Below are 25,942 nucleotides of genomic sequence, written 5' to 3'. Positions count from 1 at the left end.
GCTAATTATTCTTGTAAAATTCGACAATTTTTTTCGCTTTTGATACTCCTATAACGTCAGAAATATCATTTTCTGTAGCTAATTTCAATCTTTTAACACTTTTAAAATGTTGAATTAACGTTAGCATTGTTTTTTCACCAATTCCTGGGATCGATTCTATGGACGAATTCAGTGCAGCTTTGCTCCTTTTATCCCTATGATGCGTAATTCCAAAACGGTGCGCCTCGTTACGCAATTGCTGAATCACTTTCAAGGTTTCCGATTTTTTGTCTAAATAAAGCGGAATAGAATCGCCCGGGTAAAATAATTCTTCCAGTCTTTTGGCAATTCCTATTACGGTAATTTTTCCTCTCAGACCCAATTCATCGATACTTTTCAATGCCGATGATAATTGTCCTTTTCCACCATCAATGATAATTAATTGCGGCAAAGGCTGTTCCTCATCTAATAATCTTTTGTAACGGCGATAAACGACTTCGGTCATCGAAGCAAAATCATCGGGGCCTTCGACGGTTTTTATATTAAAATGACGGTAGTCTTTTTTGCTTGGTTTCCCATCTTTGAAAACCACACAGGCGGCAACAGGATTGGTTCCTTGAATATTCGAATTATCAAAACATTCGATATGTCGTGGTTCGACAGGCAATCGCAGGTCTTTTTGCATTTGCGCCATAATCCTTTTGGTGTGGCGCTCCGGATCTACAATTTGCAATTGCTTCAACTGTTCAATTCGGTAAAACTTAGCGTTACGAATGGACAAATCCAATATTTGTTTTTTGTCACCCAATTGCGGAACGGTAATTTTTATATTTTCTCCCAAATCAACATGGAATGGAACGATAACTTCTCGAGACAATAAATGAAAACGCTCCCTTAATTCGACAATCGCCAATTCTAATAACTCTTCGTCAGTTTCGTCGAGTTTCTTTTTGATCTCCATGGTATGAGACCGAATTATCGAACCATGGGAAATTTGTAAAAAATTGACATACGCAGCACTTTCATCAGAAACAATTGAGAACACATCGATATTTGTAATTTTTGGATTGACAATCGTAGAACGCGATTGGTAATTCTCCAGCACTTCTATTTTTTCTTTGATTTTTTGGGCTTCTTCAAAATGCATGTCAGCAGCCAAATCAGTCATGACACGCTTGAAATCTTTCATGCTTTCCTTGAAATTCCCTTTTAAAATTTCGCGAATCGCATCAACTTGCCTTTGGTAATTTTCTAAAGTTTCATGTCCTTCACATGGCCCCATACAATTACCAATGTGATATTCGAGACAAACCTTAAATTTCCCACTTTCGATATTGTTTTTACTTAAATCATAGTTACAAGTTCGAAGCGGATACAACTCTTTTATCAGTTCCAAAATAGTACTGACCGTTTTGAAACTGGTATAAGGTCCAAAATATTCCGATCCGTCTTTGACCATTCTCCGAGTAGCAAATATGCGGGAAAAAGGTTCTTTCTTGATACACAACCACGGATAACTTTTGTCATCGCGCAACAACACATTATACCGAGGCTGCAAGGTTTTTATAAGGTTGTTTTCCAATAAAAGCGCGTCCGTTTCCGTAGGAACAACTATGTGTCTTATGGTTACAATCTTTTTTACAAGCACATTGGTTTTGGCTGTATCATGAATTTTATTAAAATAAGAAGAAACCCTTTTTTTTAAATTTTTGGCTTTGCCCACATACAAAATTTTCCCTTCTTTGTCGTAATATTGATATACCCCGGGATTATCTGGCAAGGTTTGAATTTGAAGGGCTAAAGTTGTTGGATTCATGTAACAAAGTTAATCTCAAAATTTCCGAAATACAAATCAATACCATTGAAATCTTTTTGTTGAAAGTTTTATCAAAAATTTAGTTTGTGATTCGTAATTATCGTTATTTTTATCTTTTCAAGAACTTATGATAAAAAATAATTCCGCACCAATAATAATTTTTGGCGAAAGCATTATTCCAGGCGAAAGCAAAACCATTAATGTGGAAATTGCCCGACTACATACCACAACCAAATTAAATATCCCTGTTATTGTCCGCCGTTCTAAAATTGATGGACCTGTTGTACTTTTCTCAGCAGGAATTAATGGTGACGAGATCAATGGAGTGGAAATCGTTCGACAGCTAATCAGCAAAAAAATTAACAGGCCAAAAAAAGGAACAATCATCTGCATTCCTATCATAAACGTATATGGATTTGTCAATAAATCACGGGAATTTCCGGATGGCAGAGATTTAAATAGAGTATTTCCCGGAAGTAAAACGGGTTCTTTGGCTAGTCGATTTGCATTCCATATTTTGACTGAAATCATGCCAGTTGTAAATTATGCCGTTGATTTTCATGCTGGTGGCGCCAGCCGATTCAATGCGCCTCAAATTCGCCTTACTCATAATAATGAAGAATTAAAAGAATTGGCTGATGTGTTCAATGCTCCTTTTACTTTGTATTCAAAAAATATTTCCGGTTCTTTTAGAAGTGCCAGCGAAAAATTAAATGTGAAAATGTTGCTTTTTGAAGGCGGAAAATCTCTTGATATTAATAATGCTATAGCCAATGAAGGCGTAAATGGCGTAAAACGATTGCTTTCACATCTTGATATGTTAGATCCAAAACACATCGTTACGGAACAAAAAACACCAACCATCTATATTGAAAAATCTGGCTGGGTTAGAGCTAAATGTTCCGGATTATTGCATGATTACAACACCATAGGAACTTTTTTGAAAAAAGGATCTATCCTTGCCACCATAACGGATCCCTACGGAAAATTTGAACGAAAAATAAAAGCCCCGAATGACGGTTACGTAATAAATGCCAATCTTTCACCTATTGTATATGAAGGCGATGCTATTTATCACATGTCAAATACTGCAGAAAATGGAGAGGAATAAAAAGAATTTACGAATAAAGTATAAAGCACTGCGGAAACAAATTGGTGAATATGAGTTGGAAGAAATGAGTTTGGCAATTGCCAATAAACTGCTGAAACTTCCTATTTGGGAGAAAAGCTATTTTCATATTTTCTTACCCATAACGGAACATCATGAGGTAAATACCGAATTTATTCTGCATCTACTTTCCGGTAAAGACAAGGACATAATTATTTCTAAAAGTGATTTTGAAACTAGAAAAATGACCCATTTCTTACTGACGGACAACACCAAAATTAAAAAAAATAAATACAATATCCCGGAACCAGTTGATGGAATTGAAGTTCCTTCCCATAAAATTGAGGTCGTTTTTGTTCCGCTTTTAGCTTTCGACAAAAAAGGTCATCGGGTGGGTTACGGTAAAGGGTTTTATGATATTCTTTTATCTGAATGCAATCCGGAAACCATTAAAATTGGATTTTCATTTTTTGAAGCCGAAGAAACAATCACAGATATCTTTGAAAGTGACATACAATTGGATTTTTGTGTAACACCAAATTCAATTTATTCGTTTTAGTTTTTTATCCGTACTTTCGCAGCGGATAAAACCAAAGTAAACTATGAAAATATTTAAAAATTCCAGATTCGCAGTAACTATTCTAGTTGGCATATTTGCGATTTCATTATCAAATTGCACGATTCACACAAGAACGGGCACAAACAGATCTTCTTATAACGCCAAAAAACTTCCCCCAGGACAAGCGAAAAAAATATATGGTGGAAAAAGCGCTAAACGCTATGCGCCTGGACAAAACAAATAATAACAAAGACCTATTTCATAATTTGAAATAGGTCTTTCTTATTTTATTGATAGGATGAAATCTATTTGTGATGAAATGCTTTTTTATTGAAAAAAATCAAGATTCCAACACCAGTTGAAATCGCCATATCGGCAACATTGAAAATTGCATTAAAAAAAGTGAAATTTCTGCCGCCCCAAATTGGCACCCAATTCGGCAAATCTCCTTGCCAAAAAGGAAAATAAAACATATCCACTACTTTACCGTGAAACCAAGTCCCATAAGGTCTATCTGAAAACAATGTGGCCAATTCTTGGTGGCTGTCATTAAAAACAACGCCGTAAAATACAGAATCTATTATGTTTCCAAAAGCTCCTGCAAGGATTAATGCAATGGCAACAATTAAGTAATTAGAGCTCTGTTTTCTTTCAACAGAATCCCATAACCAATATCCAATACCCCCAACAGCAACTAATCTAAAAAGTGTGAGGAATAATTTTCCGTAAGCTCCAGGAATAACTGTTCCCCAAGCCATTCCTTCATTTTCAATGAAAAGAATTTTAAACCATTTGAAGACTTCTACTTCTTCACCTAAAATAAAATTAGTTTTGATGTATATTTTTGAAACTTGATCAACAAGCAATATGATAAAAATAAGGAGATACGCTTTTCGTAAAGACATTTTATAAATTTTAATGGCGCAAAAGTAACAATTTAATCAAAAAAAACGCTCCCTTAGGAGCGTTAAATATTACACAACAAGTAGTTTATCTTTGCAAATTCTTTGCTTCGATGCTCATTGTAGCGTGAGGAACGATTTTCAATCTTTCTTTCCCTATTAATTTACCTGTAACTTTACACACACCATATGTTCTGTTTTCTACACGAAAGAGCGCATTTTTCAAATCTCGAATAAACTTTTCTTGACGAATAGCTAGTTGCGAGTTTGCTTCTTTAGACATAGTTTCGCTTCCTTCTTCGAATGCTTTGAATGTTGGAGATGTATCATCTGTCCCATTATTCAAGTCATTCATATAAGCACTTTTTATCAAATCTAAATCTGCTTGTGCTTTTTGTATTTTGTTAAGTATTATCACTTTGAACTCTGCTAAATCTGCGTCAGAGTATCTTGTAGCTTCATCTACCATATTCTATTATTTTGAAATTAATATCATTGTTTTTATTTCGTCAAATTCAATTTCCGTACCGTTTTCTATTTCATCTTCAAAAACCAAATCATTAGTTAATGTTTCCGATTTAATATAGTCTACATTTTTGAGAATTGCTTGTTCCAAAAGTCCATTTCTTTTCAATTGAACCTTAATTTTATCAGTAACTTCAAATCCTGAATCTTTACGGATATTCTGAATTCTGTTTACTAATTCTCTTGCAATACCTTCTTGTTTCAACTCCTCAGAAATTGTAATATCAAGCGCAACCGTTATTCCGTTTGAATTGGCAACCAGCCAACCTTCAATATCTTGCGATGTTATTTCTACATCTTCTAATGTTAAAGTTACGTTATTTCCTGCAATAACAATATCCAAGCTTCCTTCCTTGTCCAATTGAGCGATTTGCTCTTTTGAAAACCCTTGTATCTCCTTAGAAATCAAGCCCATATCCTTTCCGAAACGAGGTCCTAGTGCCTTGAAATTTGGCTTAATTTGTTTCACCAAAATACCAGAAGCATCGTCCAAAAGTACGATTTCCTTCACGTTTACCTCTGCTTTTATAAGGTCAGAAACAGCCTCAATTTCAGCTCTCTGATTCTCGTCAAGTACTGGTATCATTACCTTTTGCAAAGGTTGACGCACCTTTATCATTTCCTTTTTTCGAAGCGATAAAACCAATGATGAAATGGTCTGTGCCTTCTGCATCTTGCTCTCTAACATTTTATTAACATAGTTTTCAACCGAAATTGGGAACTCTGCCAAATGTACACTCTCGTATTTTTCTTCCCGAAGCGTCGGGATTGTTGGTACTGTTAAGTCTCTGTAAAGTTTATCCATAAAGAATGGCGCAATAGGCGCGCCTAGTTTACTTATGGTCAACAAACAGGTATATAAAGTTTGATAAGCCGCGATTTTATCTTGCGCATATTCCCCTTTCCAGAAGCGTCTTCTGCACAAACGAACGTACCAGTTACTCAAGTTTTCCTGTACAAATTCAGAGATTGCACGAGCTGCTTTCGTTGGTTCGTAATCCGCATAAAAACTATCTACATCTTTCACCAAAGTATTTAATTCTGAAATAATCCATTGGTCAATTTCCGGTCTTTCGTTTAGCGGAATTTCTGCTTCTTCGAATTTGAAACCGTCAATATTGGCATATAAACTAAAGAATGAATACGTATTGTATAATGTTCCGAAGAATTTACGACGAACCTCAGCGATTCCTTCTAAGTCAAATTTCAGGTTGTCCCAAGGATTTGCATTCGATATCATATACCAACGCGTCGCATCAGGACCGTATTCTTTTAATGTTTCGAAAGGATCCGCAGCATTGCCTAAACGTTTGGACATTTTTTGTCCGTTTTTGTCTAAAACCAATCCATTAGAAACTACATTTTTGTACGCTACTTTATCGAAAACTAATGTTCCAATAGCATGCAACGTATAAAACCAACCACGCGTTTGATCGACACCTTCAGCAATAAAATCAGCCGGGAAGTCTTTATTTTCGTCAATCTTATCTTTGTTTTCAAAGGGATAATGCCATTGTGCATAAGGCATTGAACCCGAATCAAACCAAACGTCAATCAAATCAGCTTCGCGCGTCATCGGTTTGCCAGAAGCAGAAACCAAAGTAATTTCATCCACTACATTTTTATGTAAATCAACTAAATCGTAATTTGATTCCGCCATATTCCCAATTTCAAACCCTTTGAAAGGATTTTCTTTTTGGAAACCTGCAGCGATAGATTTTTCTATTTCGTTGTATAATTCTTCAACAGAACCAATTAGAATCTCTTCGGTTCCTTCTTCAGTTCTCCAGATTGGCAGTGGAATTCCCCAATATCTGGAACGCGATAAATTCCAGTCATTGGCGTTTTTCAACCAATTTCCAAAACGACCTTCTCCGGTAGCTTTTGGCTTCCAGTTAATTGTTTCATTCAAGTCAAACATTCTGTCTCGAACCTCCGTGATTTTTATAAACCAAGAATCTAAAGGATAATATAAAATAGGTTTATCGGTTCTCCAGCAATGTGGATAACTGTGTACGTATTTCTCTACTTTGAAGGCTTTATTTTCTTCTTTTAATCGAATGGCAAGCTCCACGTCTATAGAACGTTCTGGCGCTTCACCATCGTTATAATATTCGTTTTTTACATATTTTCCGGCATATTCACCCATGTGAGAAGTGAATTTTCCTTGTAAATCTACTAACGGAACAGGATTTCCATTTTCGTCTAAAACTAACATTGGCGGAACTTCTGGCGTAGCTTCCTTAGCCACTTTTGCATCATCAGCACCAAATGTTGGCGCAGTATGTACAATTCCTGTTCCATCTTCGGTAGTTACAAAATCACCTGAAATTACTCGGAAAGCATTTTCTGGATTTTGATACGGTAATGTAAATGGCAACAATTGCTCGTATTTTATTCCCACTAAATCAGAACCTTTGCATTCCGCAAGAACTTGGTAAGGAATTTTCTTATCGCCTTCTTTGAAATTTTCAAAATCAGCTGGTTCCCCACTTTCGAAGAAACCTTTTCCGAATTGTTTTCCAACTAAATTCTTTGCCAAAATCAAAGTTGCAGGACGAAAAGTATATTGATTGAATGTTTTGACCAATGCATATTCAATACGCGGACCTACAGTCAAAGCCGTATTACTTGGCAAAGTCCATGGCGTTGTGGTCCAAGCTAAGATAAAGATTTCATCTAAATCCAAAGCTTCTAATTTGTAATGTTGCAAGTTTTTTGAAGTGATGTACTCGTAAAACTTAGAGACCAACAATTCTCTGTGTTCCTCAATCACTTTAAATTGCGCCACAACAGTAGTATCAGTCACATCACGGTAACTTCCCGGTTGGTTGACTTCGTGAGAACTTAAACCAGTTCCGGCTTTTGGAGAGTACGGTTGAATCGTGTAGCCTTTGTACATCAAATCCTTCTTATAGATTTGTTTCAAAATCCACCAAACCGTTTCCATATATTTGGATTTGTACGTCACATATGGATCTTCCATATCAACCCAATATCCCATTTTTTCGGTCAAATCATTCCAGACGTCCGTATAACGCATCACGGTTTTTTTACACGCTTCGTTATATTCTTCGATGGAAATCGTTTTCCCAATATCTTCTTTGGTAATTCCTAATTCTTTCTCGGTACCTAATTCCACAGGTAATCCGTGCGTATCCCAACCGGCTTTACGCTTAACTTGAAACCCTTTTTGAGTTTTATATCTGCAAAAAATATCTTTAATCGCACGCGCCATTACGTGATGAATTCCTGGTAATCCATTTGCCGAAGGCGGACCTTCAAAAAACACGAATGGTTGGTTTCCTTCACGAGTAGTTACACTTTTCTCGAATATGTTTTCTTTCTTCCAAAAATCCAGAACTTCTGACGCTACAGTTGGTAAGTCAAGTCCTTTGTATTCAGTAAATTTTGTGCTCATTTTATCCTTTTCTAAATCGAGGTGCGAAAGTAAGGAATTTTGAATAAAAGAAAGAAAAGATGAGAGAAAATAGACAAAATTGAATAGAGAATTCGATAAAATTCATCATAAGTCCGACAATAGTACATTCTAGGAGAAAACTTCTTTTAAAACGTCCAGAGATTTTGGTTTTTTGAACCCGTCAAGGTGATAACTATAATAATCAATTAATATCTTCAAAACAATTTGTCTTTCAATGACATGAAATACTTTTTGGTCATTATCGAATTTTAAATCGATCAGTTTTTTAAACAAATTAGTTTCATGTTCGGTAAGCGAACTAATCGCGTGAAAAGGCGTGAAAATACCTTCGGTCATTTCGAAAAAAGGCATATCAATATCAGAAATATCTGGATAAAAACCGAGGTATTTTGTGGTTTCCAACATTAATATCAAATGAAAATTAGCGATTTCGTCATGGTTATCCAACCAATGCAAAGCGGTTTCCAAAAACGTAAATAAGTGTTCGTTTTTTTCCTCTTCGTGAATAGAATGATGCAGGATTTCGGAAATAAACATCACAATAGTACTTTTGTAAATATCCGAATGTATCGAATGAAAAGGGGAAGCGATTTTTATCTCTTTGAAATTTTCTAAAGTGCCTTTGTTTTTGTGAACGGCTTCGATTTCGAGAATTGTCATCGGTTGAAAGTAAGCGATTTTTTGATTGGATTTTCGACTCGAAAAAGCATCCCGGACAAAATAGGATTTTAATCCATGAGACTGCGTAAAGCACTTCACAATCAAGCTTTTTTCCTGAAATTTTAACGAGGAAATGACGATCGCTTTGGTTTTAACTTGCACTATTTTAATTTAAAGATTGAAAAATTTAAAGATTGAAAAATTAAATTCACTCTTTAATTTACCTGATTATCATTACTTTTTTGACTTTGGTTTCGATCCCGTCTTGCGCCGAAATAAAAATCATGTACACTCCCGAAGCGACTTTGTATTTTCCAAAAGCAGTGGTATCCCATTCTATGGTTCCTCCTTCGGAAATGGTTTCATAAACTAAATTCCCTTCTATATCGGTGATTTTAATATTGGCTTTATCCAGTAATCCGGCAATTTTTACGGTTCCTTCATATTCCGGTCGCACAGGATTTGGGTAAACAAAAACATTGCTTAAATCATCATTCGCTGCCGTTGCAACTCCTTTGAAAGAAATCAATCCTTTGGCGGTAGCAATAAAAACTTCGCCTGTTTTGCTATTTATATCAATGTCATTTATAACATTGCTTGGCAAAGGCGAATTGCTGGTGGTAAAATGATATTTGGTTTCCTGTCCGTTTGGCGAGACTAAAAACACACCTGAATCGGCGGTGCCAATCCATTTATTATTGGCCCCATCCACAACAATATCGGTGATAAATTGTTCGTAAAGTAACTCTTGTGCCAAATTTTCTTCTAAAATAATTACGGGGTTTGTAGTCAGTTTATCATCAGTCAGGTAACTCCCAACATTAGACAAAATTCGCAAGCCTTTTGTAGTGCCTATCCAAAGTTGGTTTCTGGCATCAACGGCAACAACCCTTGCATCCGAAATAGGTAAATTACCCGTATCGGGACCTGAAGTTATTTTTTTAAATTTATTAATACTTTCATTAAAACCTATAACCCCGTCTCTGCTTGTAGAAAGCCATTTGGTTCCGTTTTTATCGATTGCCATTCGCCCAAAACTGTTTTCATTGGATAAATTCAGAATATTGTCCATTGCATAGCTTTGCCATTGCCCTCCCGATTTCAATACTTTTAAACCGTTTTTTACTCTGCTATTGGTAACCCAAAGATTACCGGATTTGTCAAATGCAGTTCCATTTATCCTCACATCAATGTAATTTGGTCCCAAAAAAGTTAGCGTTTCTAAACCACTATTAGTTTGATTATACAGAATTTTAGGCTCGTCATTTACGATTTTTAGCAATCCTGAGAAAAATGAACTGACATAAACTTCGTTCTCATTTGCTGGATTAACCGTGATTCTAACCAGTGATTTTGCCCCTAAAACTTTTTTGTAAGGAATATTCAACCATCCGGAAGCATTGTATTTACTTATGCCGTAACTATCTAATTCGTAAGGATTGTAATCCACGGTGTAATCTCCAAATACGGTCCAAAGCTGATCTGTAGTTGCTTGAAGTGCGAATATATTATTTCGCGATGGCCCAATTGGAGTGCTATTTTCAAACATCGTGGAGGACAAAAGAGAAGTGGTTATCAATCCGTCAGCTTTTGTTCCAATAAAAATCGTATCCCCTATAATTGTTGCGCAAGTAAAATTGGGATTCGTTTCGGTGATTTGGTTTGAATTAATTTGACGAACGAGCACCATCTGTTTGTTGTAAACATAAATACTGTTCAAAGTGGTTATTATCAAGTAATCCGCTGTCCCTCGCATATCCTGTGAAGGTTGAGCAAGCGCTTTATATCCTATAAAAGAATTCGAGTTGGAATCATATTTATGAATATATCCCGAAGAATTAATGGAATACAAATCTGTACCAAAGCTTGACACACAGAACCAATTTCCTGCCACAATCAACTCCCATTGATTAAAATCAACTAAGTTTTTATTAGAAATAGTTGCTCTTCTAACGCCTGTATTTGTGGCCGCATAAATAAATCCATTGAATATTGTGGTCTGTTTCACACTTATTTCTGCGCCATTACCGCCGATGAAATAGGTGTCTCCAAATTGCAGCGTCTTTAAATTGAACTGAACAATTCCAAAATCACAGGAGACATAAACAATGCCTTCAAATTCCATGAAGTGATTGATTTTTTTTATGTTTGAAGGAAGTTGTTTATTAATAATATCGACCACATTCAGCATGCTTCCATCCGCTTCATTTATGACAATCATCAATCCATTTTCGTATCCAACCAATGTTTTATTGAATGCCTCACTATAATATAATGATGAAATCGTTTGCCCTGAAAGCCCGTCAATAGTATTGGTGGTTTTAATTTGGCTTGTGGTGGTATTCTTAGAAAACAATGCGTTTTCCGAAGCTGCATAAATAGTTGATGATGATTCCGAAAGATCTGTAATTTCATTATAGGAAAAATAGCCTTGCCACAAGAGATTGTTTTGGGAAAAACCCAATTGTACTGTTATGAGTAATACAAAAAGTAAAAGCCTGTTTTTCATTATTTGTATGAATATTGGTTTACAAATATAGAACAAACGAAAGTATTAGAATTTTGTTACACAAAAAAAATGCCTTCTATCCTTAATATAGGTAGAAGGCATTTTAAATTATAATTAAAACCGATTTATACTACTCCTTGAGCTAGCATAGCATCAGCTACTTTTACAAATCCTGCAATGTTTGCTCCTTTTACATAGTCAACATAACCAGTTGCATCAGAACCATATTTCACACATGAAGCGTGAATATTTAACATAATCCCTTTTAACCTTTCGTCCACTTCTTCAGAACTCCAGCTCAATCTCAATGAGTTTTGAGACATTTCTAGACCTGAAGTTGCTACTCCACCAGCATTAGATGCTTTTCCTGGAGCGAATAATAATTTTGCTTTTTGAAAAACAATAACCGCATCAGGCATAGTTGGCATGTTAGCTCCTTCAGCAACACAGATACATCCGTGTGCCACTAAAGCTTTTGCTTCGTCTTCGTTCAATTCGTTTTGAGTAGCACAAGGCAACGCAATATCACATTTTACATCCCATGGACGTTTTCCTGCAACGTATTTTGCGGTTGGATATTTAGTAACATAATCACTAATTCTACCTCTTAACTCATTTTTGATTACCATTACGTGCGCTAGTTTCTCTGCGTCAATTCCATCAGCATCATAAATATATCCAGCAGAATCTGACATAGTAACCACTTTTCCACCTAATTGAGTCGCTTTTTCAGTAGCATATTGCGCCACATTTCCTGAACCGGAAACCACAACTGTTTTTCCTGTAAAACTATCTCCTTTTGTAGCCAACATGCTTTGAGCAAAATACACTGCTCCATAACCTGTCGCTTCTGGTCTGATTAATGAACCACCAAAAGAAATTCCTTTACCAGTCAAAACACCAGTAAATTCGTTTCTGATTCTTTTGTATTGACCAAACATATATCCTACTTCTCTTCCTCCAACACCAATATCTCCAGCAGGAACATCCGTATCAGCACCAATATGTTTACACAACTCAGTCATGAAACTTTGGCAAAAACGCATTACTTCATTATCTGATTTTCCTTTTGGATCAAAATCAGCTCCACCTTTTCCACCACCCATTGGCAATGTCGTTAAGCTATTTTTAAACGTTTGCTCAAAAGCTAAAAATTTCAAAATACTTAAATTTACGGAAGGATGAAAACGAAGTCCTCCTTTATATGGTCCAATAGCCGAATTCATTTGAATACGGTATCCTCTATTTACTTGAGTTTCACCTTTATCATCAATCCAAGTTACTCGAAACATAATGATACGATCTGACTCGACCATTCTTTCCAAAAGCATTTTGTTTTGGTATTTTTTATTTTCTTCGATAAAAGGAATTACTGTTTCAGCAACTTCTAAAACTGCTTGCATAAATTCCGGCTCGTTCGGATTCTTTTTAGCAACCGATTCGATAAAAGTAGTAATACTTTGTGACATGATTAATAGATTATTAACGTTTAAGAAAACGTTTTCGTTAGTGAGTACAAATATACGCCTTCTAGCAATATTGGAGTCGTTTTTTTTGTTTTATCAATAGAATTATCTTTTTATTAAGCATTTTCAAAGAAATCCATTCCCAAACGCTCGTTTTAAACCAAATCGTTGTGGTTTTCGTAACCAAATAAGATTTTGTGCACTTATTTTTAAATTCTATTTTTCTAAATTACTAAGTGATGTTTTTATATATTTGTTCAGATTATGAAAACTTACCTTATAATGGTCAAACATTTACTACTATTCTTAATTATCCTATTGGGATTCTCTTATAATTCAAATGCACAATTTGGATTTTCTCATGAAATAGGAGTTATTGCTGGGCCTGTGGCCTTTCAATCTGACTATGGGGAACGTCATGATTTAAAAACCAATTCTGGAAATACTGGAATGGGGATTGGTATTATTCATTATATAAATTTCTCCTACAGAGCTGATTGTAACTGCTATACTCCCGAAACCTACTTTAACGACCATTTCAAACTAAGAACTGAAATATCCTACAATAAAACCGAATTAAAACATTTTGGACAATGGACTGAAGGCAAACCTTCGTTAGGAAAAGATCAATTGAGAGCGATGAGAGGAAGTACTGCAATTACCAATATAGGAATGCAGTTGGAATTTTTCCCTTTAAGTATTCGTGATTTTACCGCAACAATTGGCAAGTTAGGCCCGTTTGTAAGTCTTGGTGGTCAATTCAGTTATTATAATGCCAAAGCTTACTCAACCATGGGCCCATTAGGAACTCCTTTAACCACATTTCCTAAATATCTAACCCCAACTGATGGTCGTCCTTATGGATTTTCCACTGAAGGAGGGAACGTTTGGTCTGTTATATCAAGTGTAGGAACACGTTATAAATTAAGTCCGTTACGCGATTTAATGGTGGACTTACGATTTCAATATTTCTTCTCCAACTGGGTGGATGGTTTAAATCCTAATCCGGCTCTCTATAAAGAAAACAAAGCAAACGATTGGTTGGTTTGGTTTAATGTTGGTTATATCTATTATTTACAATAGTGGAAATACAAGTATTATAAAAACGAAAAACCCAATTCTAAATTTCAGAATTGGGTTTATTATTTACACTCTACTCTATAAAAGAGAAAAGCTGACTATTGTATTTTGCAATTATGCTAACGCCTGTTTTAAATCTTCAATTAAATCTTCCGCATCTTCTATACCTACGCTCAATCGAACCAGATCATCTGTAATTCCAATTTCTTTTCTTTTGTCTTCCGGAATCGATGCGTGTGTCATCAAAGCGGGATGATTTGCCAATGATTCTACTCCGCCCAAAGATTCTGCTAAAGTGAACACTTTAAGATTCTCCAAAAATTTAATGGCATCCTCTTTTTTGCCTGAAGCAAAAGTAAAAGAAACCATTCCTCCAAAACCACTCATTTGTTTTTTGGCAATTTCATGATACGGATGACTTGGCAATCCTGGATAATAAACTCTTTTTACTTTTGGATGATTGTCTAAAAATGCAACCACTTTTTCCCCATTCTCACAATGTCTCTGCACGCGTAAATGCAAGGTTTTTATTCCTCTCAACACTAAAAAACTATCCATTGGTCCTAGCGTAGCTCCCGTTGCAAATTGTTGAAAATGCAATTGTTCTCCCAGCGCTTCGTCTTTTACAATCAAAGCTCCAGCAATAACATCAGAATGCCCGCCAAGATATTTCGTCGCAGAATGCATTACAATATCTGCTCCTAAGTCTAATGGTTTTTGCAAATAAGGAGTAGCAAAAGTATTATCTACGGCAAAAAGAATTTTATTCTCCTTTGTGATTTTAGCAATTTCTTGAATATCCGCCAACTTCATCAGTGGATTTGTCGGTGTTTCCACCCAAACTAGTTTTGTGTTTTCATTAATCAATGACTTGAATTTCTCAATGTCATTCATGTCAACAAAATGAAATTTAATCCCTGAATCTTTATAAATACGAGTAAACATTCTGTAAGTTCCACCATACAAATCATCCATAGCGATGATTTCATCTCCGGATTTAAAAGAACGTAAAAGACAATCCGTGGCCGCTAATCCTGATGAAAAAGCCAAACCTCTTGTTCCGTTTTCAATACTTGCCAATGCGTTTTCAAGTGCCGTTCTAGTAGGGTTTGCGGCCCTGCTATATTCATAATCCGGATTTACCGGCTTACCTGGACTTGTTTGTACAAATGTTGAAGTTTGATATACAGGAGGCATAACGGCTCCTGTACTTGGATCATGGTGCTGACCACCGTGAATGGCTTTTGTATTGAATTTCATATGTATTTTATTTTTTAAATGCGAAATAGTTTCACAAATTTACCCTTTAATTTATTCTATCCAAGCGGCAAGTTGATACCTTTGTATTTAATTAACATTTTTGAGATGAAACACATTATCCTTTTTGCCGTATTACTTTTGTCAATGGCGCGTTGTTCTAAAGAATTAGTTTTTGAAGACAAGTCCTTCCAGAAAAAAACGACATTGCCATGCAAGGGAAAGTGCCCTCAAATTACTTTACGAATCCCAGTTGCCAAAGATGTCCCAGTGGTTGCAGATAGCATCAATAAAAAAGTGTTTTCTGTTTTGAAAGAGATTATTTATTTTGGTGAAAAGCCATATACCTCAACAAATTATAATGGTTTATTGACTTCCTTTATTGGTTCCTATGAAAAACTGCAAAAGAATTTTCCTAAAGATACTTTTGGCTGGGAAGCAAAAATTGAAGGCAGTATAAAATACCAATCGGATAGTATTTTGAATATCGAAATCAATCATTATACCTATACGGGTGGCGCTCATGGTTATCAAGGTTTACGTTCCTTAATTTTTGATCCAGAAACAGGAAAAACAATCTCAAACAATAAAATATTTAAGAACAAGAATGCTTTTAAGGCTTTCGCCGAAAAAAAATTCAGAGCCAAATATAAAATCCCCGAAAACCAATCCATAAATTCCACAGGATTGATGTTTGAAGACGAAAAATTCGAACTTCCACAAAATATTTTTTACACAGACAAAGGATTGCTTTTATATTACAACCTATATGAAGCGGCCTCCTATTCAGATGGGCCAAAAGAATTGTTATTGTCTTACCAAGAAGTGAATGATTATTTGAGATTGAAATAGTTAATTCACAATACCCTACCGATTGCAATGCAAATCCCCTTGCTTTTTTCTTTACAAAAGAAAAAATTGCAATCTCGTCATTCGTACGAGACGGGAAATTGCTCCTATAAACTCACAATAAACTCTCCTGAAAATCACGAATAATGGCAAATTGTGTACGGACAAGTCGCCACTTGCCCCTACGTTATCATAAAAATACTTATTTTTGCACCGCCTTCTGAATTAATTTCAGAATCTAAAAATAATTTTATGACACAGAATCCAAAAAGATATACGATTACAGCGGCATTGCCTTATACGAACGGACCAATTCACATTGGACATTTGGCGGGGGTTTACGTGCCTTCTGATATTTATTCCCGTTATTTACGTTTGCAAGGTAGAGACGTTTTGTTTGTTTGCGGAAGCGATGAACACGGCGTAGCGATTTCTATGAAAGCCAAAAAAGAAGGCATTACACCTCAGGAAGTAATCGATAAATATGACGGAATTATCAGAAAATCGTTCTCGGATTTCGGAATTTCGTTTGATAATTACTCCAGAACTTCGGCTAAAATTCACCATGATACGGCTTCGGAATTTTTTAGAACTTTATATGAAAAAGGAGATTTTATAGAACAAGTAACGGAGCAATTGTATGATGCCAAAGCGGATCAGTTCTTGGCAGACCGTTTTGTGGTGGGAACTTGTCCAAAATGTGGCAACGAAGAAGCCTATGGCGACCAATGCGAAAAATGCGGTTCTACGCTGAATGCTACGGATTTGATTAATCCAAAATCGACAATTACAGGAGAATCTCCTATTATGAAATCGACGAAGCACTGGTTTTTGCCTTTGGATCGTTATGAAGATTTTTTGAGAGAATGGATTCTTGTAGGGCATAAAAACGACTGGAAACCTAATGTTTACGGACAAGTAAAATCATGGATTGATGGCGGATTAGAACCTCGTGCGGTAACGCGTGACCTCGATTGGGGAATTGACGTTCCCATTGAAGGTGCCGAAGGGAAAAAATTATACGTATGGTTTGATGCGCCAATTGGCTATATTTCATCAACCAAGGAATGGGCTTTGCGCGAAGGAAAAGATTGGGAACCGTACTGGAAAGACAAAGACACTAAACTGGTTCACTTTATAGGGAAAGACAATATTGTTTTTCACTGCATCATTTTTCCGGCGATGCTAAAAGCCGAAGGCAGCTATATTTTACCAGATAATGTTCCTGCAAATGAGTTCTTGAACTTGGAAGGAAATAAATTATCTACGTCTAAAAACTGGGCGGTTTGGTTGCACGAATATTTGGAAGAATTTCCGAATCAGCAAGATGTTTTGCGTTATGCTTTGACTTCGAATGCGCCAGAAACTAAGGATAATGATTTTACGTGGAAAGATTTTCAAGCGAGAAATAATAACGAATTGGTAGCGATTTATGGGAATTTCATTAATCGTGTGGTGGTTTTAACCAATAAATACTACAATGGCGTTGTTCCGCAACCAAGCCCCCTAACACCCGAAGGGGGAACTCCAAACTTCACGGATTATGACAATGAAGTATTAACCGAATTGAAAGCCTATCCAGCGGTTATTTCTAGTTCGATTGAAAGATACCGTTTCCGTGAAGCGTTAAGCGAATTGATGAATGTGGCGCGTTTAGGAAATAAATATTTAGCCGATGAAGAGCCTTGGAAAGTTATCAAAGACAACCCAGAGCGCGTGCAAACACAAATGTATGTAGCCTTGCAAATTGCTGCTGCTTTAAGCGTGTTGTGTGAACCGTTTTTACCTTTCACAGCAACAAAATTATCTAGAATTTTAAAAATTGAAAATAAAATCGGTTGGAATTCAATCGCTGAAACTTCGGATTTAATTCCGACGGGACACCAAATTGGCGGTCCCGAAGTTTCGGGAGAATTGCTTTTTGCCAAAATTGAAGATGAGGAAATCCAAAAACAAATAGATAAATTGGAAGCTACAAAAACAGCGAATAAAGCCGAAAACAAGGTGTCCGAACCACAAAAAGAAGCGATTCAATTTGAGGATTTTGCCAAAATGGATTTGCGCGTTGGAACCATTCTAGAAGCAGAAAAAATGCCAAAAGCCAACAAGCTTTTGATTTTGAAAGTAGATACCGGTATTGACGTTCGCACGATTGTTTCGGGAATTGCCGAGAGTTTTTCGCCAGAAGAAATTGTGGGTAAAAAAGTAACCGTTCTAGTTAATTTGGCTCCAAGAAATCTTCGTGGCGTAGAAAGTCAAGGAATGATCTTGATGACCACAAATGCTAAAGGAAAATTAGTTTTTGTAAATCCGGATGCTGAAGCTGCGAATGGAGAGACGATAAATTAAATTTTATTTCCATAGCGAACTAAATGTCAAAAAATCTATTCAGAAAATAAATAGATTTTTTGACATTTTTATTTTAATTAAAATAATATATTTGCGAAAACGTATTAATTATCTTATTAAAGACCTAAGCACATTATGAAAAAAAATCTACTAATTATTATCTGTTTGTTTTCAAGCATGTTCATGTTTGCACAATTTGAAAGTTCTAAACAAATTTTTGAATCACCAAAGCTAAAACAAGAAATTGCTAATCAAAAGACTATTGCATTATTACCCTTCAAATCTACTATTTCCTACAAACGATTACCGAAAAATTTTGATGTCAGTACTAACGCTGCAGAAGAAATAAAATTAAGCGATAATTTACAATCAGGTTTATATACTTACCTTTTACGAAAGTCACCAGATTATACCGTCACAATACAAGATACGGAAAGAACAAATGCACTTTTAAAACAAAATGGCATATTTGATAAAATCGACACAATGACACCAGATGCAATTGCGAAAATACTTGGAGTTGATGCCGTTTTAAAATGCAGTTATGCTTACGAAAAAACAAGCAGCGAGGGTGTTGCGATAGTTAAAACTCTTTTAATAGGCTTTGGCACCGGTAAAGTTGCAACTGGTGAATTAACAATGAACATCTATAATGCAAAAGATGGTGAATTACTTTGGCGATTCTACAAACAAATGAGCGAAGATGTGATGAGTTCCGCAAATGCAGTTATGGAAAGAATGATGAGAAAAGTGGGGCGCAATTTTCCTTATGAAAAAGGATAATTCTTCCCTAAAAATAAAAAATAAAAAACAATGGGGCTTGATGAGCCCCATTGTTTTTTAAAAATGTTATAGTTTTGACAAACATCTAATTTTATCCAAATGAGCCTAAAAGTAATAGCCTTCGACGCCGATGATACCCTTTGGGTAAACGAAACGTATTTTGATGAAACCGAGAAAAAATTTTGTGGGTTGATGGAGGATTATTTATCGCATCAAGGGATTTCTCAGGAACTTTTTAAAGTGGAAATCGACAATTTAAGATTGTACGGCTACGGAATAAAAGGCTATATTCTCTCGATGATTGAAGCAGCGATGACTATTTCGAATAATACACTTCCCATTGCAATGATTGAGAAAATTATCCAATACGGAAAAGAATTACTAGAAAAACCAATCGTATTATTGGAAGGAGTCGAAGAAACATTAGAAGCATTAAAAGGAAAATATAAACTAGTTGTTGCCACCAAAGGCGATTTATTAGACCAACGACGAAAATTACATAATTCTGGTCTGGGTCATTATTTTCATCATATAGAGGTGATGTCAGACAAACAGGAAATCGATTATTCTGACTTAATAAAGCGTTTGGAAATACAACCTTCGGAATTCTTTATGATTGGAAATTCATTGAAATCAGATGTTTTACCGGTTTTAGCTATTGGCGGACACGCCGTACATATTCCGTTTCACACGACTTGGGCACATGAAAAAATCGACCATAAAGTAGAGCACGAGAATTTCAGTGCTTTCGAAAAAATAACTGATGTATTAAAACGACTGGAATAGTTAAGCTTTTAAAAAGACCTATTATAAATTTGTCTAAACTTTTGGGTTTAGTCTAAATCAATTAAAACGATTTTTTATAATTTAAAGCCGTTTTCTGCGCTATTTTAGCGCTTAAACTCAGTCCATAATGACTAAAAAAAAGGTAAAATGACCTGTTTTTGAGGTGTTTTTACTGCAGATTTATTCTTTTTTTAAAAAAATAATTCTATTTATACCCTTCTTAAAAAAACATAACAATCTGATTTACTATACTTTAATTTCATATATTAATTCCGATTTTTACAGAATTAAAATTATTTGTTACAAAATTAACTGTTAGAAAAAACTCATAAAACAATATGTTGTATTTTTGCCAAGAATTTAAAAATTAAAATTATGAAAAAAATCATACTTACTTTAGTTTTCGCAGCTGGTTTCACAACCTTAAGCGCTCAAACAGAGACAGTAAAAACTACAGAAACTGCTGTAGAAAACACGTACAACAAATGGTCTGTTGAATTAGCCGGTGGTTTCAACAAACCTACAAGAACAATGACAGCAGGTTACAGAACTGCAGTAGTTAGTCCTTATGTTGCAGATTTAGGAGTTAGATACATGTTTAACAACAAATTTGGTTTAAAAGCTGATTTTGGTTACAACAGTTTTCAAGAAGGTGATAATTCACTTCCTTTTGACACAAAGTATTACAGAGTAGACTTACAAGGAGTTGCTAACTTAGGTAGAATCATGAGTTTTGAAACTTGGACTAAAACTTTAGGTTTATTAGGTCACGCAGGTGTAGGTTTGTCATTTTTGGAAAGAGAAAATCCTACTTATGCAAAAGACAGAATGGGTAACTTAATGGCTGGTGTAACTGGTCAAATCAAATTGACAAACAGAATTGCATTAACAGGTGATTTTACGACTATCGTAAATGCTCGTCAGAATCTTACATTTGATACAGCAAGTAGAGTTCGTTCAAATGGATTTTCTGGAGTTCTTTTTAATGGTACTGTAGGTTTAACTGTTTACTTAGGTAAAGATGTAAAACATGCTGACTGGGTTATTGATAACGAAGGTAAATTTGCTGCAATTGACGCAAGATTTATGGCTATCGAAAACAAAATGTTAGATACTGACAATGATGGCGTAGCTGATTATTTAGATCAAGAACAAAATACTCCTGCTGGTCAAATGGTTGACACTAAAGGAAGATCTATTGATAAAAACAACAACAATGTTCCTGATGAAACTGAAGCTTACATCATGAAAAACTATGCAGCTAATACTGGAGACGGTTCTGTTGTATACAATAATGAATTGATTAAAAGTTTAATTAATGGTGGTTATGTAGCTGTTTATTTTGATTTCAACAAATCAACACCAACTAACGTTTCTACTGAAGGTACTGATTTTATCTTAACTTACTTAAGAAACAATCCTTCTGCTTCAGTTGACATTATTGGTCATGCTGACGAATTAGGAAGATCTGCTTACAATGATAAATTATCTAATGCAAGAGCAACTAATGTAAAAAACACTTTAGTAAAAGCTAATGTAGATGCCTCAAGATTGAATGTAGTTGCTGCTGGTGAAGACACTTCAGTTGATAAAGATTCAGATGCTGCAAGAAAATTAGTAAGAAGAGTTACTTTTAGAGTAAAATAATTTACTTCTTTATATCAAAAAGCCCTAAAGGAAATTTCCTTTAGGGCTTTTTTTATTTATCCTATTTTAGATTTTCATAAAAAATGACCTTCCATATTAAAAGAATAACTTTATTTTTGCAAATAATATAAACCTTGAATTTTGAAAGCACTGTTAGATTTAGAAAACTGGCCAAGGGCATCACATTTTCATTTTTTTAGACAATTTGAAGAACCATTTTTTGGGGCAACAGTTGTAATAGATTGCACGAGGGCTTATAAAAGAACTAAAGAGTTGAATACCTCTTTTTTTATCTACTACCTTCACAAAACATTGGTTGCAGTAAATTCGATTGAATCGTTCCGTTATCGTATTTATGAAGACCAAATTTATATTTATGACCAAATAAATGGCTCCGCAACAATCGGGCGGGAAGACGGATCCTTTGGATTCTCTTTGATTGAATACAATGTTGATTTTACTGTTTTCGAAAAAACGGCAAAAACAGAAATTGAACGCGTACAAAATACTGCTGGTCTTTTTACAAGAACTTTCGAAGACGACAATGTAATCCATTTTTCAGCCATTCCATGGCTCAATTTCACTTCACTATCACACGCCAGAAGTTATACTTTTCCGGACAGTTGCCCGAAGATTTCCTTTGGAAAAATGATGGTTACTGAAAACGGCAAAAGAACCATGTCAATGTCAATTCATGTGCATCACGGATTAATGGATGGTCTTCATCTGGGACAATTTGTTGATTATTTCCAAGAAATTATGAATCAGTAAACTAAGTATTTTTTGTAACTTTACGAAGGAAACTTTAAAAACTTAGCCATGTTATCAAAAACCATTGAAACCGCACTAAACCATCAGGTTCGTATCGAAGCTGAATCTTCACAAATTTACCTTTCTATGGCTTCTTGGTCTGAAACTCATGGTTTGGAAGGGATTTCGAAATTTATGTATGTACAATCGGATGAGGAACGCGCGCACATGCTTAAGTTGGTGAAATTCATCAACGAACGTGGCGGTCATGCCCGAGTTACAGAATTAAAAGCACCAAAGACAACCTATGAAACATTCAAAGAAATGTTTGAAGAGCTTTATAAACACGAAATTTTTGTTTCAGCTGCTATCAACGAATTAGTTGATATTTCACTGTCTGAGAAAGATTATGCTACACACAACTTCTTGCAGTGGTACGTATCCGAACAAATTGAAGAAGAAGCTCAGGCTAAACTTATTTTAGATAAAATAAACTTAATTGGCGATGATAAAGGCGGTTTGTATTTATTTGATAGAGATATCCAACAACTGTCTGAAAAATCCACGGTTTAAAAAGACAATAAATAGTCACTCTATTTAGCACAAAAGGAGCATTATCTCATAATTTTAATTCTCTACAAATTGAGTAAAAAGAATAAAAATAAGGAAAAGAGAAAGGATAAAAAAGCAGGCCCTAAAAGCGATAAAGCTGATAAAGGCTTAAAGAAAGAATGTTGCGAAAAATATAAAAAAGGCGAAGACAAACGATGCAAACGATGTCCCTGCTTTGATTTATAAAAAAAAGAAAATTGATTGCTTTTCGCTAGTTTATTTTACATAAAAAAACCACCGATGATTATCGGTGGTTTTTGCTTTGTTTCCAGTAATAGTTTGCAACATCATAACAACTACAAGCTAATTAAAGAGGTGTCATTAGTCAAAATGACCATATGATAAAAGGAGACCAAAACGGAGAATGTTTACGGACTATTATTTCCCTAAAAGAAGAACATCGTTAACCACTACTTCCGTAATATACCGTTTTTCACCATTTTTATCATCGTAACTTCTATGGGTTAATTTCCCTTCAATGGCTATTTCTTTTCCTTTAGTAACATATTTTTCAATGATTTCGGCAGTTTTACCCCAAGCTACTAATTTGTGCCATTGGGTTTCTTCAACTTTTTCTCCTTTATCGTTTTTGTAGCTTTCGTTTGTAGCAATTGTAAAATTGGCTAATTTTTTTCCTCCGTCAAAATTTTTGATTTCTGGATCATTCCCTACGTGTCCAATTAACTGTACTTTGTTTCTTAATGCATTCATGGCGTGTAAAATTTAAATGTTAGTGTATATAAGTTATTTGTTGAATCCTTCTTTCAAATCAACAGGGCAAAGATGCGGTGAGTTCAAAAAATTATTCGGTAGATAACTACTTACTTTCGGTTGTAACTATTTGTAAACGTTTGTAAATGGAATTAAATTGTTACATTTGGTAGAAATCAATTTGTTATGCAAGCCAAAATAAAAAAAGTAGAATTACGAAATCTAGAATTTGAGGACTACAAACAATTAAAAAAATCTATGGTAGAGTCCTATCCAGAAATGGCAGATTCGTACTGGAAAGAACAAGACATCGAGAAGTTACTTGGTCTATTTTCTGAAGGACAATTAGTGATTTTAGCAGACGGAAAAGTAGTGGGTGCTGCACTATCATTAATTGTAGATGAAGTTTTAGTTGATAAAAATCCGAATTATTCTCAAATAACAGGGAACTCTTCCTTTTCAACACACAATCCAAAAGGAGAAATACTATACGGAATTGATGTTTTTATTCATCCTGACTATCGAGGTTTGAGACTTGGTAGAAGATTGTATGATGCCCGAAAAGAATTGTGCGAAAAATTAAACCTAAAGGCAATCGTTTTTGCAGGAAGGATTCCAAATTACAGCAAATATGCTGAAAAACTGACTCCGAAAAAGTATATCGAAAAAGTAAAATTAAAAGAATTGCATGACACTGTGCTTTCCTTTCAGCTAAGTAATGATTTTCACGTAATGAGAATTATGAAAAACTATTTGCCAGGAGACACCGATTCTAAGGAATTTGCTGTGTTACTGGAATGGAACAATATTTATTATGATGAAAGTCCCCAACTAATAAATACTCAAAAAAGCATCATCAGACTTGGATTAATTCAATGGCAAATGCGTCCGTTAATAAATCTTGAAGCCTTATTTGAACAGGCTGAATTTTTTATTGATGCCATATCAGGTTACAAAAGTGATTTTGCCCTTTTTCCTGAGTTGTTTATTGCTCCTTTAATGGCAGATTACAATCATCTATCCGAGCCTGACGCCATTCGAGAACTAGCCAAATATGCAGACCCCATTCGCAAAAAATTTCAGGAACTTGCCATTTCTTATAACATAAATATCATTTCAGGAAGCATGCCTTATTTAGAAAATGGCACTTTGTATAATGTGGGATTTCTTTGTAAAAGAGATGGAACCTCTGAAATGTATTATAAGATTCATATCACTCCAAATGAAGTGCTGCATTGGGGAATGAAGGGTGGTTCACAATTTAAAACTTTTGACACAGATTGTGGGAAAATAGGCATTATGATTTGCTATGATGTTGAATTTCCGGAAATGTCGAGATTATTGGCCGATGAAGAAATGAATATTTTATTTGTCCCATTTTTAACCGATACGCAAAGTGGCTATACACGAGTAAAACACTGTGCACAAGCACGAGCGATAGAAAACGAATGTTATGTCGCGATTGCCGGATGTGTTGGGAATCTCCCAAAAGTAAACAACATGGATATTCAATATGCTCAAACCGCTGTTTTTACACCTTCGGATTTTGCATTTCCCAGCACCGGAATAAAAGCAGAAACGACTCCAAATACTGAAATGACTTTGATTGTAGATGTCGATTTAAATTTGCTCAAAGAGCTACATGAACACGGAAGCGCCAGAATCCTAAAAGACCGTCGAACTGATTTATATGAAATTAGAAAAATCAATCCATGAATAAAACCTGCTTAGAATGTGGAGAAAAGATTATAGGACGAGAAGACAAAAAGTTTTGCAGTGACGGTTGCCGTAATGCCTACAACAATAAAATAAACAAAGACAGCACTAATTTTATGCGCAACATCAACAATAAGTTGCGCAAAAATTACCGCATTCTATCCGAACTCAATATTGAAGGAAAATCAAAAACCACACGTGCAAAACTTTTAAGCAAAGGTTTTGACTTCGAATTTTTTACCAATATTCTACAGACCAAAACAGGAAATACCTACTATTTCCTGTATGACCAAGGCTATATGGTTTTGGACAATGATTTTTATGTGCTTGTAAAAAAGGACATCTGATACCAAGACCCAACCTGCCAACCAACTAACCAAAATGAAAAAAGATTATTCCTCTATTTTATCCGCATTGTTTGTCCTAGGAGTTCTTG

The 25,942-nt window shown here is 35.2% G+C and carries 23 protein-coding genes; 14 read left to right on the top strand and 9 right to left on the bottom strand.

All coding sequences use genetic code 11. The annotated features are described in order from the left end of the window. Nucleotide 1: 1 nt before the first annotated feature. On the bottom strand, nt 2-1,795 hold the full coding sequence (uvrC, locus tag IWX84_RS00465; RefSeq protein WP_196848768.1) for an excinuclease ABC subunit UvrC: 1,794 nt from the start codon (nt 1,793-1,795) through the stop codon (nt 2-4). 127 nt (nt 1,796-1,922) lie between these two features. Between uvrC and IWX84_RS00460 the strand changes: the two genes are divergently transcribed. The 3 genes from IWX84_RS00460 to IWX84_RS00450 are packed head-to-tail and all read left to right on the top strand — an operon-like array spanning nt 1,923 to nt 3,706. Next, nucleotides 1,923-2,906: a succinylglutamate desuccinylase/aspartoacylase family protein gene (locus tag IWX84_RS00460; protein ID WP_196848767.1), complete on the top strand. Its 984-nt coding sequence runs from the start codon at nt 1,923-1,925 to the stop codon at nt 2,904-2,906. Then, on the top strand, nt 2,893-3,462 hold the full coding sequence (locus tag IWX84_RS00455; RefSeq protein WP_196848766.1) for a 5-formyltetrahydrofolate cyclo-ligase: 570 nt from the start codon (nt 2,893-2,895) through the stop codon (nt 3,460-3,462). The genes IWX84_RS00460 and IWX84_RS00455 overlap by 14 nt, the downstream gene beginning before the upstream one ends. Nucleotides 3,463-3,505: 43 nt before the next feature. Next, on the top strand, nt 3,506-3,706 hold the full coding sequence (locus tag IWX84_RS00450; protein WP_196848765.1) for a hypothetical protein: 201 nt from the start codon (nt 3,506-3,508) through the stop codon (nt 3,704-3,706). Between the two features lie 61 nt (nt 3,707-3,767). On the opposite strand, the gene IWX84_RS00445 is transcribed toward IWX84_RS00450, so the two are convergent. The 6 genes from IWX84_RS00445 to gdhA all read right to left on the bottom strand — a co-directional run bounded on the left by IWX84_RS00445 (nt 3,768) and on the right by gdhA (nt 12,969). Then, entirely contained in the window at nt 3,768-4,367 is a 600-nt protein-coding gene (locus IWX84_RS00445) for a lipoprotein signal peptidase (protein WP_196848764.1), read from the bottom strand. An 85-nt stretch (nt 4,368-4,452) separates the two neighbouring features. Continuing rightward, nucleotides 4,453-4,833 (bottom strand): TraR/DksA family transcriptional regulator, encoded by a 381-nt coding sequence (locus IWX84_RS00440; protein ID WP_196848763.1) that lies wholly within the window; start codon nt 4,831-4,833, stop codon nt 4,453-4,455. A gap of 6 nt (nt 4,834-4,839) precedes the next feature. Then, nucleotides 4,840-8,310, bottom strand: a complete 3,471-nt coding sequence (gene ileS, locus IWX84_RS00435) for an isoleucine--tRNA ligase (protein WP_196848762.1) — start codon at nt 8,308-8,310, stop codon at nt 4,840-4,842. A gap of 129 nt (nt 8,311-8,439) precedes the next feature. After that, on the bottom strand, nt 8,440-9,153 hold the full coding sequence (recO, locus tag IWX84_RS00430; protein ID WP_196848761.1) for a DNA repair protein RecO: 714 nt from the start codon (nt 9,151-9,153) through the stop codon (nt 8,440-8,442). 58 nt (nt 9,154-9,211) lie between these two features. Next, entirely contained in the window at nt 9,212-11,500 is a 2,289-nt protein-coding gene (locus IWX84_RS00425) for a T9SS type A sorting domain-containing protein (protein WP_196848760.1), read from the bottom strand. Between the two features lie 125 nt (nt 11,501-11,625). After that, on the bottom strand, nt 11,626-12,969 hold the full coding sequence (gene gdhA / locus IWX84_RS00420) for an NADP-specific glutamate dehydrogenase (protein ID WP_196848759.1): 1,344 nt from the start codon (nt 12,967-12,969) through the stop codon (nt 11,626-11,628). A gap of 279 nt (nt 12,970-13,248) precedes the next feature. On the opposite strand from gdhA, the gene IWX84_RS00415 reads away from it, so the two are divergent. Further along, nucleotides 13,249-14,049, top strand: coding sequence for a THC0290_0291 family protein (locus IWX84_RS00415; RefSeq protein ID WP_196848758.1), 801 nt, complete (start codon nt 13,249-13,251; stop codon nt 14,047-14,049). A 111-nt stretch (nt 14,050-14,160) separates the two neighbouring features. Here the strand turns inward: IWX84_RS00415 and IWX84_RS00410 are convergent, their stop codons facing one another. Next, nucleotides 14,161-15,312 carry a cystathionine gamma-synthase gene (locus tag IWX84_RS00410; RefSeq protein WP_317192086.1) on the bottom strand — a complete coding sequence of 384 codons (1,152 nt, stop codon included), beginning with the start codon at nt 15,310-15,312 and terminating at the stop codon, nt 14,161-14,163. A gap of 99 nt (nt 15,313-15,411) precedes the next feature. Here IWX84_RS00410 and IWX84_RS00405 point away from each other — a divergent pair, with 99 nt between their 5' ends. From IWX84_RS00405 to IWX84_RS00370, 8 genes are all read left to right on the top strand, one after another. Continuing rightward, complete coding sequence (locus tag IWX84_RS00405; RefSeq protein ID WP_196848756.1) at nt 15,412-16,155, top strand: DUF3298 and DUF4163 domain-containing protein; 744 nt, start codon at nt 15,412-15,414, stop codon at nt 16,153-16,155. Nucleotides 16,156-16,404: 249 nt separating this feature from the next. Beyond that, nucleotides 16,405-18,501 (top strand): methionine--tRNA ligase, encoded by a 2,097-nt coding sequence (metG, locus tag IWX84_RS00400; RefSeq protein WP_196848755.1) that lies wholly within the window; start codon nt 16,405-16,407, stop codon nt 18,499-18,501. 135 nt (nt 18,502-18,636) lie between these two features. After that, complete coding sequence (locus tag IWX84_RS00395; RefSeq protein ID WP_196848754.1) at nt 18,637-19,284, top strand: hypothetical protein; 648 nt, start codon at nt 18,637-18,639, stop codon at nt 19,282-19,284. Between the two features lie 99 nt (nt 19,285-19,383). Next, nucleotides 19,384-20,070: an HAD family hydrolase gene (locus IWX84_RS00390; protein WP_196848753.1), complete on the top strand. Its 687-nt coding sequence runs from the start codon at nt 19,384-19,386 to the stop codon at nt 20,068-20,070. A 375-nt stretch (nt 20,071-20,445) separates the two neighbouring features. After that, nucleotides 20,446-21,717 carry an OmpA family protein gene (locus IWX84_RS00385; protein ID WP_196848752.1) on the top strand — a complete coding sequence of 424 codons (1,272 nt, stop codon included), beginning with the start codon at nt 20,446-20,448 and terminating at the stop codon, nt 21,715-21,717. 141 nt (nt 21,718-21,858) lie between these two features. Further along, nucleotides 21,859-22,488, top strand: coding sequence for a chloramphenicol acetyltransferase (locus IWX84_RS00380; RefSeq protein ID WP_196848751.1), 630 nt, complete (start codon nt 21,859-21,861; stop codon nt 22,486-22,488). Nucleotides 22,489-22,536: 48 nt separating this feature from the next. Next, nucleotides 22,537-23,040, top strand: coding sequence for a ferritin (locus IWX84_RS00375; RefSeq protein ID WP_196848750.1), 504 nt, complete (start codon nt 22,537-22,539; stop codon nt 23,038-23,040). A gap of 69 nt (nt 23,041-23,109) precedes the next feature. Next, entirely contained in the window at nt 23,110-23,265 is a 156-nt protein-coding gene (locus IWX84_RS00370) for a hypothetical protein (RefSeq protein WP_196848749.1), read from the top strand. 192 nt (nt 23,266-23,457) lie between these two features. On the opposite strand, the gene IWX84_RS00365 is transcribed toward IWX84_RS00370, so the two are convergent. Next, complete coding sequence (locus IWX84_RS00365; RefSeq protein WP_196848748.1) at nt 23,458-23,790, bottom strand: single-stranded DNA-binding protein; 333 nt, start codon at nt 23,788-23,790, stop codon at nt 23,458-23,460. 186 nt (nt 23,791-23,976) lie between these two features. On the opposite strand from IWX84_RS00365, the gene IWX84_RS00360 reads away from it, so the two are divergent. Together IWX84_RS00360 and IWX84_RS00355 are read left to right on the top strand one after the other, a co-directional pair. After that, complete coding sequence (locus tag IWX84_RS00360) at nt 23,977-25,506, top strand: bifunctional GNAT family N-acetyltransferase/carbon-nitrogen hydrolase family protein (RefSeq protein WP_196848747.1); 1,530 nt, start codon at nt 23,977-23,979, stop codon at nt 25,504-25,506. Beyond that, on the top strand, nt 25,503-25,853 hold the full coding sequence (locus IWX84_RS00355) for a hypothetical protein (RefSeq protein WP_196848746.1): 351 nt from the start codon (nt 25,503-25,505) through the stop codon (nt 25,851-25,853). The genes IWX84_RS00360 and IWX84_RS00355 overlap by 4 nt, the downstream gene beginning before the upstream one ends. Nucleotides 25,854-25,942 lie beyond the last annotated feature (89 nt).

The organism is Flavobacterium sp. CG_9.10, from assembly GCF_015752245.1.
Classification (GTDB): Bacteria; Bacteroidota; Bacteroidia; order Flavobacteriales; family Flavobacteriaceae; genus Flavobacterium.
The sequence above is the reverse complement of the archived record's forward strand: the minus strand, read 5'-3'. Positions and strand labels throughout refer to the sequence as shown.